Below are 17,193 nucleotides of genomic sequence, written 5' to 3'. Positions count from 1 at the left end.
CGTCGTGTGACGGCACGCCCAGTCAGGTAGTGCCGTATGTGACCCATCGTGGGGTATGGCACTGACAATCCGTTCTGACCTGCGCTTTTGCTTCGATCGAAGGTTCGGGTTACTTTTTGCACTGACCAGTCAGTTCAAAAATGCTCGACTCAAAGGGGCAGGGGGCGGGGAACCGTGGGCGGGGTCGGTGTCACAGCCGAGGACTTCGGGGTGAAGGGGCCGCGCGGCTGGGCGTTCCGGGGGATCTCCCTGGACGCCGGGCCCGGGTCGCTGATCGCCGTGGAGGGGCCGTCGGGGTCCGGGCGTACGAGTCTGCTGCTCGCGCTCACCGGGCGGATGAAGGCGTCCGAAGGGACCGCCGTCGTGGGCGGGTCGACGCTCCCGAAGCAGTCGGCTGCCGTACGGCGGATCAGCGCGCTGGCCAATGTCGCCGGGGTCACCGACCTCGAACCGGCGCTGACCGTCGGCGAGCACCTGCGGGAACGGGCGCTGCTGCAACGGCGGTTCGGGGACTCGGTGCGCGGGCTGCTGCGCCCCCGGTCCGAGCGGGCCGTCGAGGCGGGGCTGCGGATCGAGCGGGCACTGACCGCCGCCGGGCTCGACCGCGAGGCGCTGCCCAAGGGCGCCAGGACCGCCGTACGGGATCTGGAACGGCCGCAGGAGCTGCGGCTGTCCATCGCGCTAGCGTTGATCGGGCGGCCCGCGCTGCTCGGTGTGGACGACGTCGATCTCAAGCTCTCGGATGCCGAACGGGACGAGATCTGGGCGCTGTTGAGGTCGATCGCCGACGCCGGGACGACGGTCGTGGCGGTATCCACCGAGGGGACGGAGAAGGCCGATGCACGCGCCACGACTGGCCGCGCTTGAGCTGAAGCGCTTCGGCAGGGGGAGGCTGCCGCGCGCCGCGCTGGTCGCCCTCCTGCTGCTGCCGCTGCTGTACGGCGCGCTGTACCTGTGGTCCTTCTGGGACCCGTACGGCCGCCTGGACCGCATCCCCGTGGCGCTCGTCAACGACGACAAGGGGGCGAGTGCCGACGGGAAGAAGGTCACCGCGGGCGACGACATCACCAAGGGGCTGCGGGACAGCAAGACGTTCGAGTGGCACGAGGTGAGTGCGGCCGCCGCGCGGAAGGGCGTCGAGGACGGCACGTACTACCTGTCGCTGACCATGCCGGCCGACCTCAGCCGACGCGTCTCCTCCAGTGCGGGCGACGACCCGGAGACGGGCGCGCTCCAGGTGCGGACGAACGACGCGAACAACTACATCGTCGGGCAGATCTCCAGGACGGTGTTCAGCGAGGTGCGGTCGGCCGCGTCCACGAAGGCCTCGCGGACGTTCCTGGACCGGATCTTCGTGTCGTTCTCCGACATCCACGGCCAGACCGTGAAGGCGGCCGACGGCGCCGACAAGCTGAAGGGCGGCATCGGGACGGCCGAGGCGGGCTCCAAGGATCTCGCCGACGGCCTGAAGGACGCCAAGAAGGGCAGCGGCAAGCTTGCCAAGGGCCTCAAGAAGCTCGACACGGGCGCGGGCACCCTGGCGGACGGCTCCGCACAGGTCGCGGCGGGGACGCAGACCCTCGCGGACACGGTCAACGGGGTCGCCGACAAGGCGGGTCCCTTCCTCAAGGACAACGAGAAGACCATCGGGGACACTGCCCAGTTGGTCGCCGATTCCGCCAGGACGATCCGCGCCAACCTCGACGTCCTGGTGAAGACGGCCCCGGTCGCCGCCAAGGGCGCGCACGCCGCCTCGGACACCCTGGACGAGGTCTACAAGGCGCGCTGCGAGAACGTCGTCCTGAAGGATGAGGCCTGCCCCGACCTGAAGAAGGCCGCCACGGCCGCATCCGACGTGGCCAAGGTCGCCGACGACGTCAACAGCCTGGTCGCCGACCAGCACGGCGACCTGAAGAAGCTCGACGCGAACCTGGCCACCCTCCAGACGCAGGCCCAGGCCCTCGCCGACCACGCCCCGCACCTCTCCGAGGACCTCGACGACGCGGTCGCCAAGGTCAACAAGCTGAACGACGGCGCCGGGAAGGTCGCCTCGGGCGCCAGGACCCTGCACGCCGGGCTCGGCACGGCCGACACGGGCGCCACCGACCTGGACACCGGCGTCGGCAAGCTGAGGACCGGCGCGGTCGACCTCAACGGCGGCCTGTACAAGCTCGTCGACGGCTCCGGGAAGCTCGCCGGCGGCCTGCACGACGGCGCCGCGCAGATCCCGGACTACGACAAGCGGGACCGCGACCAGCGCACCGGCGTCATGGCCGACCCGGTCCACCTGGCCTCCCAGGACCTGCACAAGGCGCCCAACTACGGCACCGGGTTCGCCCCGTACTTCATCCCGCTGTCCCTGTGGGTGGGCGCGATGGTGGCCTACATGCTCATCGCGCCGATGAACCGGCGCGCCCTCGCCGCCGGTGCCTCGGCCTGGCGGATAGCCCTCGCGGGCTGGCTGCCCGTGGTCGCGGTCGGGGTGCTCCAGACGGTGGCCCTGATGGCCGTGCTGCACTGGGCGATCGGCCTGGAGATGGTGCGGGCGGCCGGCACGATCGGCTTCCTGTTCCTGGTGACGGCGTGCTTCGCGGCCATCGTGCAGTGGCTGAACGCCCGCTTCGGGGCAGCGGGCCGGATCCTCGTACTCGCCCTGCTGATGCTCCAGTTGACGTCGGCGGGCGGCACCTACCCGGTGCAGACCAGCCCGGGCTTCTTCAACGCGATCCACCCCTTCCTGCCGATGAGCTACGTCGTCGAGGCCCTGCGGAGGCTCATCACGGGCGGTGGCCTCGGACCCGTGTGGCACGCGTGCGTGGTGCTCACCGCGTTCACCGCGGGCGCCCTCGCGCTGACCGCCCTGTCGGCCCGCCGCCGCCAGGTGTGGACGCTGGACCGGCTGCATCCGGAGCTGACCCTGTGAGCGCGCGCAGGACCCCGGCACCCCTGCCCGCGGCGCAGGCCGGGCCTGTGACAATCAGGCCCATGGAAAGCAGCAACACCCCGTCGGGCGGCAGCACGCGCCGCGAGGCCACCCGGCAGAAGCTCTACGAGGCGGCCGTCACGCTCATCGCCGAACAGGGCTTCTCCGCCACCACGGTGGACGAGATCGCCGAGCGTGCCGGGGTCGCGAAGGGCACCGTCTACTACAACTTCGCGAGCAAGTCCGTCCTCTTCGAGGAGCTGCTGCGGCACGGCGTGGGCGTCCTCACCGCCTCCCTCAGAGAGGCCGCCGAGCAGACGGCCCGGGACGGCGGCAGCAAGGTGGACGCCCTGGACGCGATGATCCGCGCGGGCCTCGGCTTCATCGCCCGCTACCCGTCCTTCACCCAGCTCTACGTGGCCGAGCTGTGGCGCACCAACCGCTCCTGGCAGCCCACGCTCCTGGTCGTGCGCCAGCAGGTGAACGCGGCCATCGAGGACGTGCTGCACGCGGGCGTGGCGGGCGGTGAGTTCAGCCCCGAGATCGATGTCCGGCTGACGGCCGCGGCACTGGTCGGCATGGTCCTGGTGGCCGCCCTGGACTGGCAGTCGTTCCAGCCGGAGCGCTCCCTGGACGACGTGCACTCGGCACTGTCCCGGCTGCTCCAGGGGCGGGTCAGCGGCGGCCACTGACGGCGGCCCACGAAGAGGCCGTAGCAAGAAGCACCGACAGCAACGGCACGCACAGAAGCGCCGGTTCGCCGTGGCCGCGTCCCCCGCGGGCCACCTCGAACCGGCGCTCCCTTGTGCTCCCCCGTACGTTCCCCCCGTTGGAACCCCCGTCGGTCGGTCCCAGGGTTCCCCCGTGCCTCGCTTCCGCCGAGATGTCCGGCGGAAGGAGCGGCCAAGGGCGCGGGCCCCGTTCCGCCGCCCCGTGTCGGCGGTTCCGGAGCCGCGCCCCTTTCCGTGCCCCTACTCTCTCGTTCGCGCAGGTCGCACCCCATCCGCGCGCGTACTCATCTCACTCCCTAGGTACGGATACTCAGCCGTACGCACTCAGGCCCAGGACGCCGGGTTGTCGAGTGGCTACTATCGCCTCCGTGTCCGTACTCCCCCTGGTCTTCACCAGCGGCTGGGCCAGCGGCATCAACGCGTACGCGGTGGTGCTGCTGCTCGGGATCTTCGGAGCGACCGGGGTGACCGACGCGGTCCCCGAGTCGCTGCAACGCCCTGAGGTCCTCATCACGGCGGGCGTCCTGTTCCTGTGCGAGGCCGTCGCCGACAAGATCCCCTACGTCGACTCCCTGTGGGACTCCGTGCACACGGTGATCCGGCCGGCCGCCGGAGCGTGGGTCGGCGCGGTGCTCGCCGGGCACAGCGGTTCGCTGAACGACGTGGCGGCGGGACTGATCGGCGGTTCGTCGGCACTGGCCAGCCACGCGGTCAAGAGCGGGACGCGGATGGCGATCAACACCTCGCCCGAGCCGTTCAGCAACGTGATCATGAGCTTCGCGGAGGATCTCGGGGTCGGCGGGATCGTCTCGTTCGCCATGTTCCATCCCCAGGCCGCGGCGATCATCGCGGCCGTACTGCTGGCGGCCGGGCTCACGGTCCTGTTCTTCCTCATCTCCCGGATCCGCCGCTTCCTGCGCCGCAGGGCCCAGCGCCGCGAGGAAAGACGCCTCGGCGCGCAGGTGGGGCACGTGCCCGGACGACCACCGGACCAAAATCCCTGGTGACCGCCCGCGGCCGTGACTGTCAGTGGTGGCCGATACAGTCGCAGGCATGGCACGGATTGCGGTGATCGGCGCCGGCATGGGCGCGATGGCGGCCGCTGCCCGGCTGGCCGTCGCGGGCCACCGGGTGGCGGTGTACGAGCGTACGGAGACGTACGGCGGTGCGGTGCGCCGCTTCGAGCGGGACGGGTTCGGCTTCGACACCGGCCCCGGGCTGCTGCCCGTGCCCGCGGTCCACCGCGACCTGTTCATCAAGACCGGCAAGCAGCCGCTGGAGGACCTGGTCGAGCTGGTCCAGGTCGACCCGTCCTCCCGGCACGTCTTCGCGGACGGTACGACGGTGTCGTTGCCGAACGCGTCCCGCGCGGGCGTCGTCACGGCCCTGGACGGGGCGCTGGGCGGCGGCGCGGGCCAGCGCTGGGGCGACTTCCTGGTCCGGGCCCGCGAGGCCTGGGACCGCACCCGCAGACCCCTCCTGGAGGAGCCCCTGTGGCCCAACTGGTCGGTGCTGGCCGACCAGGAGCCCTATCCCGCGGTCCCGCACAAGAAGCTGCTGCGCACCCGGCGCGCGAGCACCCTCGCCGAGATCGGCACCTGGGAGCTGCGCGACGACCGCCTCTCCGCCCTCCTGGAGAGCCACGCCCTCGCGTACGGCCTCGATCCCCGCACCGCTCCCGCGAGCGCGGCCGTGCTGCCGTACATGGAGCACGCCTTCGGCACCTGGTATGTGCGGGGCGGCATGCGGGAGTTGGCGCGCGCGGTGTACGAGCGGTGCCTGGCGAGGCGGGTCGAGTTCGTCTTCGGGGCCGAGGTGACCCGGGTCCTGGAGAAGGACGGGCGCGCGGCCGGAGTCGAGCTCGCCGACGGCACGGTGGCCGACGCGGACCATGTCGTCGCGGACGTGGACCCGGTGCGGCTGCGGACCCTGACGGACCGTCCACTGGACCAGGAAGGCGACGTACAGGCCGACTTGAGCTCACCGCGGGCCGTGCGCTGCACGCTGCTGCTGGCCCTGCGCGGCCCGCGCGAGGCCGGGGCGGTGCACCGCACGGTCGTCCACGCGCCGGACCGCGAGGCCGAGTTGGACCTCCTGGCCTCCCCCGGCGGCGACGAGCCCGTCTGCCCCACGGTGACCGTGCTGCGCCCCGACGACCCCGCGCTCCGGCCGGACGACGCGCACGAGTCCGTGGTGGTGTCCGCCGTGCTGTCGGGCGACGCGGGCTGGGAGGACGCGGGGACGGTCCGGCGGTACACGGACTTCCTCCTCGAAGCCGCCGGACGGGCCGTACCGCAGCTCCGCGAGCGCCTGTTGTGGCACGAGGTGCGTACGCCCGGGGACACCGAGGGCGAGACGGCCACCCGCTTCGGCGCCGTGCCCGCGCCGTCGCTCGCCGCCGGTCAGGGCCGTTTCCTGCACCCGGCGAACACCACGCGCGTGCCCGGCCTCTACCGGGTCGGCGGCTGGTCCCACCCCGGCGGGGGGCTGCCGCACGCCGGGATGTCGGGGGCGCTGGTCGCCGGACTGATCGTGGAGGGGCCGCAGTTCAGAGGGTCCCAGTGAACGACCGTCGGTAGGTGGGCCCCAGCAACCGGGGCCCAGTAGACGGCACTCAGTAGACGGACCCCTGTAGAGGGCCCTCAACTGGCTTCAGAAACGGTACTGCTCGTCGTACCCGGGGCCCGACTGCGGCTGCTGCTGGGGCTGTTGCTGGCCGTCGCCCTGGTAGGGATACTGCTGGTCCGGGAGTTCGCCGCCGTAGGTCTCGTCGTTGCGCTGCTGCGGGACCCACACACCACCGGCCGGGGTCTCGCCGACGTAGCCGCCGTTGCCGTACTGGTCCTGGGTGTAGCCCTGCTGGGGGTACTGCTGCTGGCCGTCGTAACCCGTGTCGTAGCCGGTGCCGCCGTACGTCTGGGCGCCGGTGTACGGGTCGGAGTAGGCCGCGTACTGCTGCTGGCCGCTGGTGTCGTAGCCGTACTGCTGCTGGTCGTAGCCCGTGTACTGGTCGTAGCCGTAGTTCTGGCCGTCGCCCTGGGCCGCGGCCGCGTAGGCCTGGTCCTGGGTCTGGCCCGCGGCGGCGTACGCCTGGTCCGTGCCCGCGAAGTCGGGGTCGGTGGCGTTCGCGTAGGCGGCGGTGTTGTACACGCCGTAGGAGCCGGTGTCGTCCGGGAGGGGCTGCGGCTCGTAGACCGAGGTGGTCTCGGCGGCCGTGGGGTTCAGGGGGCGGTTCGGGGTGAAGACGTCGTCGCGGTCGTAGTCGTCGTCCTGGCCGAAGGCCTTGTTCCGGTCGTAGTCCTGGAAGGCGCCCTCGGCCGACTCGGGGCCGGGCGCGTCCGGGTCCCGGTCGTCCGGTTCGCCGCGGCGGCGCTTGATGCCGCCCACGCTCGGCCGGCCGGAGACCGCCCAGCCCGCTTCGAAGCCGCGGCGGAACGAGAGGGTGACATAGGTCTGGCCGACGGCGAAGGCCACGGCGCCGAGGGCGATGACGACGACGGAGGGGATCAGCACACCCAGGACGACGCCAAGGAAGCCGACGAACGCGAGCAGTCGCCAGCGCAGGCGTGCCTTGTACTGCAGCAGCACCTCACCGAGCAACCACAGTGCGACGATGCCGAACGCGATGTAGAGGACCGTCCAGCCCATGTACGCCCCTCTCCCAGTGGCCGCTACGCAGTGTGTCGTATGTCCGGGCGGCCGGTCTAGGCCCGCGGTGGATGGTGCAGGCCCAGGTTCTCGTAGATTTCCAGCGTCGCCGTGGAGTTGTTGAGCGTGATGAAGTGCAGTCCTGGCACGCCCTCGGCCAGCAACCGGGCGCAGAACTCCGTGGCGAAGTCGATCCCGATCGAGCGTACAGCCGCCGGATCGTCTTTGGCTGTGAGGATTCGCTCTTTCAGAACGGCCGGGATGTCGGCGTTGCTGAGCTGCGGCAACCGCTCCAGCATCCGCACGCTGGTCACCGGCATGACCTCGGGGATGACGGGGGTCGCGCAGCCCGCGGCCTCGACACGGTCGCGCAACCGCAGGTACGACTCGGGTTCGAAGAACATTTGCGTGATCGCGTAGTCGGCGCCGGCCCGGCACTTGTCGACGAAGCGCGCGACGTCCGTGTCCCAGTCCGGGGAGCGCGGGTGCATCTCCGGGAAGGCGGCGACGCCGACGCAGAAATCGCCCGACTCCTTGATGAGCCGCACCAGTTCGGCCGCGTACGTCAGCCCCTCGGGGTGTGCCACCCAGTCGGCCATGGGGTCGCCGGGCGGGTCGCCGCGCACTGCGAGGATGTTGCGGATGCCGGCGTCGGCGTACTGGCCGATGATGTTGCGCAGTTCGGCGACGGAGTGGTTGACCGCGGTGAGGTGGGCGACCGGGGTCAGCGTGGTGTCGGCGACGATCTGCTCGGTCTCCTTGACGGTGCCCGCGCGGGTGGAGCCGCCGGCGCCGTAGGTCACGGAGACGAAGTCGGGGGCGACGGCCTCGACCCGCCGCAGCGCGCTCCACAGGTTCCGCTCGCCCTTGGGGGTTTTCGGCGCGGAGAACTCGAAGGAGTACGTCCTTTTGCCGGTCGCGAGCATGTCACGCACGGTGCGTGCGCGATCAGTCCTGGTGGATGCGGTTCCGAAGGCCATACCCGCAGGTTAGTCAGGGGGCGGCGGACACCCAACCGGAACAGGGAATTTGCCTGTTTTGTCGCCCTGTTGTCCACCCATCGGACACCAGGCCTCAAGGCGTACCCCGGTCAGGCCTGCCGCAGCCGCTTCGCGAACTCGGCCGCCGCCGCGCCCGGGTCGTCCGCTTCCGTGATGGCCCGCACGACGACGACACGGCGGGCGCCCGCCTCCAGCACCTCGTCGAGGTTGCCGAGGTCGATGCCTCCGATGGCGAACCAGGGGCGGTCGGTGCCCAGGGCGGCCGTGTACCGGACCAGGTCGAGGCCGGGGGCGTGGCGGCCGGGCTTGGTGGGGGTGGGCCAGCACGGGCCCGTGCAGAAGTAGTCCACGCCGTCCTGGACGGCTGCCGCGGCGGCCTCGGACTCGGCGTGCGTGGAGCGGCCGATCAGGACGTCCTCGCCGAGGATCGCGCGGGCCGCGGGCACCGGGAGGTCGCCCTGTCCGAGGTGCAGCACGTCGGCGCCGGCGGCGTGGGCGACGTCCGCGCGGTCGTTGACCGCCAGGAGTCTGCCGTGCCGGGCGCAGGCGTCGGCGAAGACCTGGAGGTGCTCCAGCTCCTCGGCTGCCTCCATGCCCTTGTCGCGCAGCTGCACGATGTCGACCCCGCCGGCCAGGACCGCGTCCAGGAACTCCGCCAGGTCGCCCTGGCGCCTGCGGGCGTCCGTGCAGAGGTAGACGCGGGCGTCGGCGAGTTCCGCGCGGGCGGCTGCTGCGGCGGTGTCGGGCATGCGTGTGTCCCCCGTTGTTCGGTGTGTGGTGGTGTCGCGTACGGGCCGCGGTGAGCTTCCCCGCGGCCCGTACACCTGGCGGTCGTCCGGGTCAGACGGCGAGCGCCTGGGCGCGGCGCTTCACCTCCGTGCCGCGATTCTCGCTCAGGGCCTGCGCGGGGGTGCCGGGCAGGCTGGGGTCGGGGGTGAAGAGCCACTCGAGCATCTCTTCGTCGGAGAAGCCGTCGTCCCGCAGGAGCGTCAGGGTCCCCGTGAGGCCCTTGACGACCTTCTGCTCGGCCCCGTCGATGAAGGCGGCGGGGACGTGCAGCGCGCGGTTCTCACCACGGCGTACGGCGATGACTTGGCCGTCCTTGACCAGCTGCCGCACGCGTGTCACCTCGACATCGAGCAACTCTGCGATGTCGGGCAGCGTGAGCCAGGCGGGGACGAGAGCATCGATCTTTGCGTCAATCTCGGTCACGTAAACAGCGTGCCATCCCGGACTGACAGTCGGAAGCCGGGCCGGTCCGACCCGGTGGGACGAACTAGGCGATAGCTGCCTTCATCGGGAGAGAAGCATCGGCCAGCCGCTCGTGGTCCATGGGGGTGGCCGCCTCGATCAGCCGGCGGCCCTGGGCCAGGTCACGGGGGCGGCCGACCGCCAGGAGGGCCACGAGACGGTCCCCGCGCAGCCAGCAGACGCTCCACGCCGGGGTGGACGGGTCGCCACGCCACAGGGTGGTGTCGGCGGACGCGTGATGACCGGCGTACTGGACGAAGCGGCCGAACTGCTCGGACCAGAAGTACGGCACCGGGTCGTAGACCGCCGAGGTCTCCCCGACGATATTCGCGGCGACCGTGCGCGGCCCCTGGAGGGCGTTGTCCCAGTGGTGGACGAGAAGTCGCTCGCCGTACCTCCCCGAGGGGAAGGAGGCGCAGTCGCCGACCGCGTAGACGTCCGGCACGGAGGTGCGCAGGTGGTCGTCGGCCAGGACCTCGCGGTGGGCGCCCAGTTCGATGCCGGAGTCCGTCAGCCAGGCGGTGGCGGGGCGGGCGCCGATGCCGACCACGACGGCGCCCGCGGGCAGCCGTGAGCCGTCGTCGAGGACCACTTCGCCGGGCTCGACGTGCGCCACGCGCGCGTGCGTCCGCAGGGTGGCCCCGGCGGCGGCGTACCAGGCGGCCATCGGTGCGGCCACCTCGGCGGGCAGCGCCCCCGCGAGCGGCCGGTCGGCCGCCTCCACGACGGTCACCGCGCAGCCCGCCTCGCGCGCGGCGGTGGCGAACTCGGCGCCGATCCAGCCCGCGCCGACCACCACGATGTCGTGCTGCCGGGCCAGCACCGGGCGCAGCCGCTCGGCGTCGTCCAGGGTCCGCAGCAGATGCACGCCGGGGATGCCGTCGGCGCCCGGCAGCCGGATCGGTTCGGCACCGGTGGCGAGGACGAGGACGTCGTAGGGCACCGGGCCCTCGGCGGTGTCCAGTTCGTGGTCGGCGGGGCGCAGGCCCACCACCTCGCGCCCCAGCTGGACCTCGAGACCGAGCGCCTCGAAGTCGACGTCGAAGGCGGAACCCTCGGCCTTGCCGAGCAGGACGGCCTTGGACAGCGGGGGCCGGTCGTACGGCTGATGGGGTTCCGCGCCGATCAGAGTGATGGTGCCGGTGAAGCCCTGTTCCCGGAGCGCGACCGCGGTCTGCACCCCGGCCATGCCCGCGCCGACGACGACCACGCGCCGTCCTGCCACCGTGCCCTGGTCCCGCGTCTGCTCGCTCACTCGATCACCATAGACACCTGACAATTTGTCAGTCAGCGGGCGCGTCAGGTGACCTGTTCCACACTGCTGGTCCCGTGTCCCTCCTGGGACTCCCACTCCCAGGTCTCCTCCAGGCGGACGCGGCCGTCGGGCAACTCGGTCACCAGGGAGACGCAGTGCCCGGAGGACGTCGTCCCGTCCGCCTTCAGCTGTACGTACCGGAAGTCGATCCGGTCCCCCGCGCGCGTGCCGACGAGACGCCCCCGTACGACGTCGCCGCCCGCGTACTCGGCCCAGATCCCGCCGTCCTGCTCGTGGTAGGTGAACCGGGTGCGGGTGCCGACCTGACCTGGGGCCTGGTCCGCGACGGGGGCGAGGACGAGACCGTCGAGCGAACGGGCCATGGACAGCGGCTCCCTTACTGGCACACAGGGCACGGGCTAGGGTGGCCAAGGTAAAGCACTCGCGGGAGTCCGGGCGTACCGGGCTGAGAGGGAGGCTGGCGGCCTCCGACCGTACGAACCTGATCCGGGTCATGCCGGCGAAGGGAGGGGCTGGACGCCCATGCCTGCACATACGTCAGACGTCCTCGTCGTGGGGGGCGGGATCATCGGCCTGGTCACGGCCTGGCGCGCGGCCCAACGCGGCTTCGGCACGGCCGTGTTGGACCCGGAGCCGGGCGGCGGGGCCGCCCAGGTGGCCGCCGGGATGCTGGCCGCCGTCACCGAGCTCCACTACGGCGAACAGACCCTGCTCGCCCTCAACCTGGCCTCGGCACACCGCTATCCGGACTTCGCGGCCGAGCTGACCGACCTCACCGGCCTGGACCTCGGCTACCGCCGCTGCGGCACGCTGGCCGTCGCCCTGGACGCCGACGACCGGGCCCATCTGCGTGAACTGCACGCCCTGCAGCAGCAGTCGGGCCTGGACTCCGAGTGGCTGTCCGGGCGCGAGTGCCGGCGCCTGGAGCCGATGCTCGCGCCGGGCGTGCGCGGAGGGCTCAGGGTCGACGGGGACCACCAGGTGGACCCGCGACGGCTGGCGGCGGCGCTGGTGGCCGCCTGCGAGCGCGCCGGGGTCGTCTTCCACCGGACCTGGGCCGAGCGGCTCACGGTCGCGCGGGACCGCGCCACAGGGGTCGTCACACGAGAAGGCGCCACGCTCGTCGCAGACCAGGTGGTGCTCGCGGCCGGCAGCCTCAGCGGGCGGCTCACGGGCGTCCCTGACGACGTCCTGCCGCCCGTACGGCCCGTGAAGGGCCAGGTCCTGCGGCTGACCGTGCCGGAGCGCCACGCGCCGTTCCTCAGCCGCACCGTGCGGGCCGTGGTGCGCGGCAGCCACGTCTACCTCGTGCCGCGCGAGAACGGCGAGCTGGTCGTCGGCGCGACCAGCGAGGAACTGGGCTGGGACACCACGGTGACCGCCGGCGGTGTCTACGAACTGCTACGCGACGCACATGAGTTGGTCCCCGGGATCACCGAACTGCCGCTCACCGAGACCCGGGCCGGACTGCGCCCCGGGTCCCCCGACAACGCGCCGCTGCTCGGCCCGACCGCCCTGCCGGGACTGCTGCTGGCCACCGGGCACTACCGCAACGGCGTGCTCCTCACCCCGGTCACCGGCGATGCCCTCGCGCACGCCCTGAGCACCGGTGAACTGCCGGACGAGGCACGCCCGTTCACCCCGAAGCGATTCGCCCGCACGGAACTCGTGGAGCAGCCCGCATGAACATCTCCGTCAACGGCGAGCACCAGGAGATCGCTCCCGGCACGCCCCTGGACGTGCTCGTACGGTCCCTCACCCCGGCCCCCTCCGGGGTGGCCGCCGCCCTCAACGAAACCGTCGTCCCGCGCGCGGAGTGGCCGTCGACCGCCCTCTCCGAGGGAGACCGCGTCGAGGTCCTCACCGCCGTCCAAGGAGGCTGACCCATGGCAGACGACCCCTTCGTCCTCGGTGGTACGTCCTTCACGTCCCGGCTGATCATGGGCACCGGGGGTGCCCCCAGCCTCGACGTCCTGGAGCGCGCGCTGGTGGCCTCCGGTACGGAACTCACGACGGTCGCGATGCGGCGCGTCGACGCCTCCGTGCACGGCTCGGTGCTGTCCGTCCTGGAGCGGCTCGGCATCCGGGTGCTGCCCAACACCGCGGGCTGTTTCACGGCGGGCGAGGCCGTGTTGACGGCGCGGCTGGCCCGGGAGGCTCTCGGGACCTCGCTGATCAAACTCGAAGTGATCGCGGACGAGCGCACGTTGCTGCCCGATCCGATCGAACTCCTCGACGCCGCCGAGACGTTGGTCGACGACGGCTTCACGGTGCTGCCGTACACGAACGACGATCCCGTGCTGGCGCGGAAGCTGGAGGACGTCGGGTGTGCGGCGATCATGCCGCTCGGGTCGCCGATCGGGTCGGGGCTCGGGATCCGCAATCCGCACAACTTCCAGTTGATCACCGAGCACGCGCGTGTGCCGGTGATTCTGGACGCGGGGGCGGGTACGGCGTCCGACGCGGCGTTCGCGATGGAGCTGGGATGTGCCGGTGTGATGCTCGCCTCGGCGGTGACGCGGGCGCGGGAGCCGGTGCTGATGGCGTCGGCGATGCGCAACGCGGTGGAGGCGGGGCGGCTGGCGTTCCGGGCGGGGCGTATCCCCCGTCGGCACTTCGCCGAGGCATCCTCCCCGACAACCGGTGTGGCCTGCTTGGACCCGGAACGCCCCGCCTTCTGAATCCCCGCCCGCCGGGCCCCACGGCCCGGCCCCGGACGCCCGCACCACCATGAGGTATCCGTCACAGGTCGGCTGCAGTACCGCCTCGAAACCGGGCGAAAAGGCCGTGCTTTCAGCCGTGGCTCGTACACTCACCTGCGTGGATACGACCCTTCATGACCCTCTCGTCGGGCAGTTGCTCGACGGCCGCTATCGCGTCGACGCGCGGATCGCCGTCGGCGGGATGGCCACGGTCTACCGGGCCGTGGACACCCGCCTCGACCGGGTTCTCGCGCTCAAGGTGATGCACCCGACGCTGGCGGCGGACGGCCACTTCGTGGACCGGTTCATCCGCGAGGCGAAGTCCGTGGCGCGGCTGGCGCACCCGAACGTGGTGCAGGTCTTCGACCAGGGCGCCGACCGGACGTACGTCTACCTGGCGATGGAGTACGTCGCCGGCTGCACCCTGCGGGACGTGCTGCGCGAGCGCGGGGCGCTCCAGCCGCGGGCCGCCCTCGACATCCTGGAGCCGGTGCTCGCCGCGCTGGGCGCCGCGCACCGGGCCGGGTTCGTGCACCGGGACATGAAGCCGGAGAACGTGCTCATAGGGGACGACGGCCGGGTCAAGGTCGCCGACTTCGGGCTCGTCAGGTCCGTGGACACGGTCACCAGCACCACCGGGTCGGTGCTCGGCACGGTGTCGTATCTCGCGCCGGAGCAGATCGAGGGCGGCAACGCCGACCCCCGGGTCGACGTGTACGCGAGCGGTGTCGTCCTGTACGAGATGCTCACCGGCCGGAAGCCGCACGAAGGCGACTCGGCCGCGATCGTGCTCTACAAGCACCTGCACGAGGACGTCCCGCCGCCCTCGGCCGTCGTGCCGGGGCTGGCGTACGAGCTGGACGAGCTGGTCGCCACCGCCACCGCGCGCACCCCCGACCTGCGGCCGTACGACGCGGTCGCGCTGTTCGGCCTGGTCCGCGAGGCGCGGGCGCGGCTGAGCGACGGACAGCTGGACGCGGTGCCGCCGCAGGCGCTGACCTCGGAGCATCCGAACGCGGAGAACCGTACGAGTGTGATCCCCCGCTCGCTGACCTCCCCCGCGCTCGGCTCCGCTCGCGCGGGGGGACCCCCATCGCGTCCGCTGCCGGTCGACGACGACGGGCCCGGTGACCCGCTCAACCGCACCAGCCGGTTCGAGAGCGGTCCGCCGCTTCCTCCCCGGCGGCGCGAGGCACGGCGGCCCCGGCGCGGGCTGCTGGCGATCGTCGCCGCGCTGCTGCTGGTCGTGGGGGTCGGGACGGGCGTCTGGTACATCAACTCGGGCCAGTTCACGAAGGTCCCGCCGCTGCTGTCGAAGTCCGAGGCGCAGGCGAAGGACCGGCTCAAGGAGGCCGGTCTCGACGTCAGAAAGGTCGACCACGCGTACAGCGACACCGTGAAGCGCGGCACCGTCATCAGCACCGACCCGGAGTCCGGCGCCCGCATCCGGAACAACGACTCGGTGGCCCTGACCATCTCGGACGGCCCGGAGACCGTGAAGGTCCCGGATCTGACGGGTCTCCGCCTGGACAGGGCGCAGAGCCGGCTGAAGCGGGACGGGCTCGCGGCCGGCATGGTCACCAGGGAGTTCAGCGACGACGTCCCCAAGGGCTCCGTGATCAGCACGAGCCCGGACGCGGGCACCGAGCGCCACGCGGGCTCCGCGATTGCCCTGACCGTCAGCAAGGGCGGCGCGGTCGACGTGCCGGACGTCACCGGTGAGGACCTGGAGGACGCGAAGGCGGACCTCCAGGAGGCCGGTCTCACGGTGAAGGTGGCGGCCACCCAGGTCACCTCGGAGTACGACGCGGGCCAGGTCGCCCGGCAGACCCCGGCCGGCGACAGCCAGGCCGCCGAGGGCGACACGGTGACGCTGACGCTGTCCAAGGGCCCGGAGATGGTCGAGGTCCCGAGCGTGGTCGGCGCGAGCGTCGACGCCGCGACGAAGCTCCTCGAACAGTCCGGCTTCGAGGTCAAGGAGGACCGCGGTCTGCTCGGCCTGTTCGGCGACACCGTGAAGAAGCAGTCCGTGGACGCGGGCGAGCAGGCCCCCAAGGGGTCGACGATCACGATCACCATCCGGTGACGGGGGCGGCACGCGCGCGTGACACCCTGGTCGGGTGAGCAGCAAGCCCCCCTCCCCCGTCTCCCGCAACCCCGTCGGCGGCCATGTCCCCGTGGCCGGCGGCCTCCACTCCGTGGGCCTGTCCTACGCCCGTGAGCTGGCCGCCGAGACCGTGCAGGTCTTCGTCGCCAACCCGCGCGGCTGGGCCACCCCGGCCGGGAACCCGCGCCAGGACGAGGAGTTCCGCGCGGTCTGCGAGGCGGAGTCGATCCCGGCCTACGTGCACGCCCCGTACCTGATCAACTTCGGCTCGCACACCGAGGCCACCGTGGAGAAGTCGGTGGAGTCATTGCGGCACTCGCTGCGGCGCGGCCGGGAGATCGGCGCGCTCGGTGTCGTGGTGCACACCGGGAGCGCGACGGGCGGGCGGGAGCGGTCGGTGGCGCTGGCCCAGGTGCGGGAGCGTCTCCTGCCCCTGCTCGACGAGTTGACCCATGACGACGACCCGTTCCTGCTGCTGGAGTCGACGGCCGGCCAGGGTTTCTCGCTCTGCTCCCGGACCTGGGACTTCGGCCCGTACTTCGACGCCCTGGACGCCCATCCGAAGCTGGGTGTGTGCCTGGACACGTGCCACATCTTCGCCGCCGGGCACGACCTGACCGGCCCGAGCGGTATGCACCAGACCCTCGACCTGCTGGTGGACACGGTCGGCGAGGGGCGGCTGAAGCTGATCCACGCCAATGACTCCAAGGACGTCGTCGGCGCCCACAAGGACCGGCACGAGAACATCGGCTCCGGCCACATCGGCGAGGACCCCTTCCGCGCCCTGATGACCCACCCGGCGACCGAGGGCGTACCGCTGATCATCGAGACGCCCGGCGGCAAGGAGGGGCACGCGGCGGACGTGGAGCGGCTGAAGAAGCTCAGGGACGCGTAGGGCTCACAGTTCGGGTCCCTCGCCGGGGCCCTCCTGGTAGGAGTACCGCTGCTCCTTCCAGGGGTCGCCCACGTTGTGGTAGCCCCGCTCCTCCCAGAATCCGCGCCGGTCCGCCGTCATGTACTCGACGCCCCGGACCCACTTCGGGCCCTTCCAGGCGTACAGGTGGGGGACGACCAGGCGGAGGGGGAAGCCGTGTTCCGCGGTGAGGAGCTCGCCGTCCTTGTGGGTGGCGAAGATCGTGCCGTCGGCGGCGAAGTCCGTGAGCCGGAGGTTGGCGCTGAAGCCGTACTCCGCCCAGACCATGACGTGGGTGACGGAGGGGGCCGGCGGGGCGGTGTCGAGGATCGTGCGGGCGGGGATGCCGCCCCATTCGGAGCCGAGCATGCTGAACTTCGTGACGCAGTGCAGGTCGGCCACCACGGAGTCGTAGGGCAGGGCCGTGAACTCGTCGTGGTTCCAGCAGTGCTTGTCGCCGTCGGCGGTGGCGCCGAAGACCCTGAACTCCCAGCGCTCGGGGCGGAACTTGGGCACCGGGCCGTAGTGGGTGACCGGCCAGCCGCGCTGGAGCCGCTGGCCCGGTGGCAGCTCGGACTGTTCGACCCCTCTCTGACCCATGACTCCATCCTGACAGACCGGGGGCGGTGCACATGACCGGC

17 protein-coding genes and 1 riboswitch are annotated in these 17,193 nt (G+C 71.8%); of the genes, 10 read left to right on the top strand and 7 right to left on the bottom strand.

What is annotated here, in order from left to right; translation table 11 throughout:
• Positions 1 to 174 precede the first annotated feature (174 nt).
• The 5 genes from OHT77_RS32445 (at position 175) to OHT77_RS32425 (ending at position 6,219) form a co-directional block, all read left to right on the top strand.
• Positions 175 to 867, top strand: a complete 693-nt coding sequence (locus OHT77_RS32445; RefSeq protein ID WP_328831959.1) for an ATP-binding cassette domain-containing protein — start codon at positions 175 to 177, stop codon at positions 865 to 867.
• On the top strand, positions 839 to 2,923 hold the full coding sequence (locus tag OHT77_RS32440) for a YhgE/Pip domain-containing protein (protein WP_328831958.1): 2,085 nt from the start codon (positions 839 to 841) through the stop codon (positions 2,921 to 2,923). The genes OHT77_RS32445 and OHT77_RS32440 overlap by 29 nt, the downstream gene beginning before the upstream one ends.
• A 62-nt stretch (positions 2,924 to 2,985) precedes the next feature.
• The gene (locus OHT77_RS32435; protein WP_266767806.1) at positions 2,986 to 3,615 is read left to right on the top strand and encodes a TetR/AcrR family transcriptional regulator; all 630 of its coding nucleotides are present in this window, start codon (positions 2,986 to 2,988) and stop codon (positions 3,613 to 3,615) included.
• A gap of 407 nt (positions 3,616 to 4,022) precedes the next feature.
• The gene (locus OHT77_RS32430; RefSeq protein WP_328831956.1) at positions 4,023 to 4,661 is read left to right on the top strand and encodes a DUF4126 domain-containing protein; all 639 of its coding nucleotides are present in this window, start codon (positions 4,023 to 4,025) and stop codon (positions 4,659 to 4,661) included.
• A 46-nt stretch (positions 4,662 to 4,707) separates the two neighbouring features.
• A complete protein-coding gene (locus OHT77_RS32425) occupies positions 4,708 to 6,219 on the top strand; it encodes a phytoene desaturase family protein (RefSeq protein ID WP_328831955.1) in 1,512 nt (503 codons plus the stop codon).
• An 87-nt stretch (positions 6,220 to 6,306) separates the two neighbouring features.
• Here the strand turns inward: OHT77_RS32425 and OHT77_RS32420 are convergent, their stop codons facing one another.
• The 6 genes from OHT77_RS32420 to OHT77_RS32395 all read right to left on the bottom strand — a co-directional run bounded on the left by OHT77_RS32420 (position 6,307) and on the right by OHT77_RS32395 (position 11,192).
• Positions 6,307 to 7,302, bottom strand: a complete 996-nt coding sequence (locus OHT77_RS32420) for an SCO2102 family sporulation regulator (RefSeq protein ID WP_328831954.1) — start codon at positions 7,300 to 7,302, stop codon at positions 6,307 to 6,309.
• A 56-nt stretch (positions 7,303 to 7,358) separates the two neighbouring features.
• Positions 7,359 to 8,282: a methylenetetrahydrofolate reductase [NAD(P)H] gene (gene metF, locus OHT77_RS32415; RefSeq protein ID WP_328831953.1), complete on the bottom strand. Its 924-nt coding sequence runs from the start codon at positions 8,280 to 8,282 to the stop codon at positions 7,359 to 7,361.
• A gap of 110 nt (positions 8,283 to 8,392) precedes the next feature.
• On the bottom strand, positions 8,393 to 9,052 hold the full coding sequence (gene thiE / locus OHT77_RS32410; RefSeq protein ID WP_328831951.1) for a thiamine phosphate synthase: 660 nt from the start codon (positions 9,050 to 9,052) through the stop codon (positions 8,393 to 8,395).
• Positions 9,053 to 9,143: 91 nt separating this feature from the next.
• Positions 9,144 to 9,515 carry an Rv2175c family DNA-binding protein gene (locus OHT77_RS32405; protein ID WP_033284439.1) on the bottom strand — a complete coding sequence of 124 codons (372 nt, stop codon included), beginning with the start codon at positions 9,513 to 9,515 and terminating at the stop codon, positions 9,144 to 9,146.
• A gap of 64 nt (positions 9,516 to 9,579) precedes the next feature.
• On the bottom strand, positions 9,580 to 10,809 hold the full coding sequence (locus OHT77_RS32400) for an NAD(P)/FAD-dependent oxidoreductase (protein WP_328831949.1): 1,230 nt from the start codon (positions 10,807 to 10,809) through the stop codon (positions 9,580 to 9,582).
• A 44-nt stretch (positions 10,810 to 10,853) separates the two neighbouring features.
• Complete coding sequence (locus OHT77_RS32395) at positions 10,854 to 11,192, bottom strand: hypothetical protein (protein WP_328831948.1); 339 nt, start codon at positions 11,190 to 11,192, stop codon at positions 10,854 to 10,856.
• A gap of 51 nt (positions 11,193 to 11,243) precedes the next feature.
• Positions 11,244 to 11,355: riboswitch (TPP riboswitch) on the top strand.
• Here OHT77_RS32395 and thiO point away from each other — a divergent pair.
• The 5 genes from thiO (at position 11,353) to OHT77_RS32370 (ending at position 16,534) form a co-directional block, all read left to right on the top strand.
• Positions 11,353 to 12,516, top strand: coding sequence for a glycine oxidase ThiO (gene thiO, locus OHT77_RS32390; protein WP_328831947.1), 1,164 nt, complete (start codon positions 11,353 to 11,355; stop codon positions 12,514 to 12,516). (Overlaps the previous riboswitch by 3 nt.)
• Complete coding sequence (thiS, locus tag OHT77_RS32385; protein WP_266767819.1) at positions 12,513 to 12,713, top strand: sulfur carrier protein ThiS; 201 nt, start codon at positions 12,513 to 12,515, stop codon at positions 12,711 to 12,713. Before thiO ends, thiS begins: the two co-directional genes overlap by 4 nt.
• A gap of 3 nt (positions 12,714 to 12,716) precedes the next feature.
• The gene (locus OHT77_RS32380; RefSeq protein ID WP_328831946.1) at positions 12,717 to 13,511 is read left to right on the top strand and encodes a thiazole synthase; all 795 of its coding nucleotides are present in this window, start codon (positions 12,717 to 12,719) and stop codon (positions 13,509 to 13,511) included.
• A 139-nt stretch (positions 13,512 to 13,650) separates the two neighbouring features.
• Entirely contained in the window at positions 13,651 to 15,618 is a 1,968-nt protein-coding gene (pknB, locus tag OHT77_RS32375; RefSeq protein WP_328831945.1) for a Stk1 family PASTA domain-containing Ser/Thr kinase, read from the top strand.
• 34 nt (positions 15,619 to 15,652) lie between these two features.
• Positions 15,653 to 16,534, top strand: coding sequence for a deoxyribonuclease IV (locus OHT77_RS32370; RefSeq protein WP_266767822.1), 882 nt, complete (start codon positions 15,653 to 15,655; stop codon positions 16,532 to 16,534).
• 3 nt (positions 16,535 to 16,537) lie between these two features.
• Here the strand turns inward: OHT77_RS32370 and OHT77_RS32365 are convergent, their stop codons facing one another.
• Positions 16,538 to 17,152 (bottom strand): sulfite oxidase-like oxidoreductase, encoded by a 615-nt coding sequence (locus tag OHT77_RS32365; RefSeq protein ID WP_328831943.1) that lies wholly within the window; start codon positions 17,150 to 17,152, stop codon positions 16,538 to 16,540.
• Positions 17,153 to 17,193: the final 41 nt, after the last annotated feature.

Source organism: Streptomyces sp. NBC_00252, assembly GCF_036187565.1.
Classification (GTDB): domain Bacteria; phylum Actinomycetota; class Actinomycetes; order Streptomycetales; family Streptomycetaceae; genus Streptomyces.
This window is presented reverse-complemented; position numbering and strand designations above follow the sequence as displayed.

Bases quoted from the DNA above. Each gene is read 5' to 3' on its own strand.
- OHT77_RS32440 (WP_328831958.1), top strand. From the start codon at position 839: ATGCACGCGCCACGACTGGCCGCGCTTGAGCTGAAGCGCTTCGGCAGG.
- OHT77_RS32435 (WP_266767806.1), top strand. From the start codon at position 2,986: ATGGAAAGCAGCAACACCCCGTCGGGCGGCAGCACGCGCCGCGAGGCC.
- OHT77_RS32425 (WP_328831955.1), top strand. From the start codon at position 4,708: ATGGCACGGATTGCGGTGATCGGCGCCGGCATGGGCGCGATGGCGGCC.
- OHT77_RS32420 (WP_328831954.1), bottom strand. From the start codon at position 7,302: ATGGGCTGGACGGTCCTCTACATCGCGTTCGGCATCGTCGCACTGTGG.
- metF (WP_328831953.1), bottom strand. From the start codon at position 8,282: ATGGCCTTCGGAACCGCATCCACCAGGACTGATCGCGCACGCACCGTG.
- thiE (WP_328831951.1), bottom strand. From the start codon at position 9,052: ATGCCCGACACCGCCGCAGCAGCCGCCCGCGCGGAACTCGCCGACGCC.
- OHT77_RS32395 (WP_328831948.1), bottom strand. From the start codon at position 11,192: ATGGCCCGTTCGCTCGACGGTCTCGTCCTCGCCCCCGTCGCGGACCAG.
- thiO (WP_328831947.1), top strand. From the start codon at position 11,353: ATGCCTGCACATACGTCAGACGTCCTCGTCGTGGGGGGCGGGATCATC.
- thiS (WP_266767819.1), top strand. From the start codon at position 12,513: ATGAACATCTCCGTCAACGGCGAGCACCAGGAGATCGCTCCCGGCACG.
- OHT77_RS32380 (WP_328831946.1), top strand. From the start codon at position 12,717: ATGGCAGACGACCCCTTCGTCCTCGGTGGTACGTCCTTCACGTCCCGG.
- OHT77_RS32365 (WP_328831943.1), bottom strand. From the start codon at position 17,152: ATGGGTCAGAGAGGGGTCGAACAGTCCGAGCTGCCACCGGGCCAGCGG.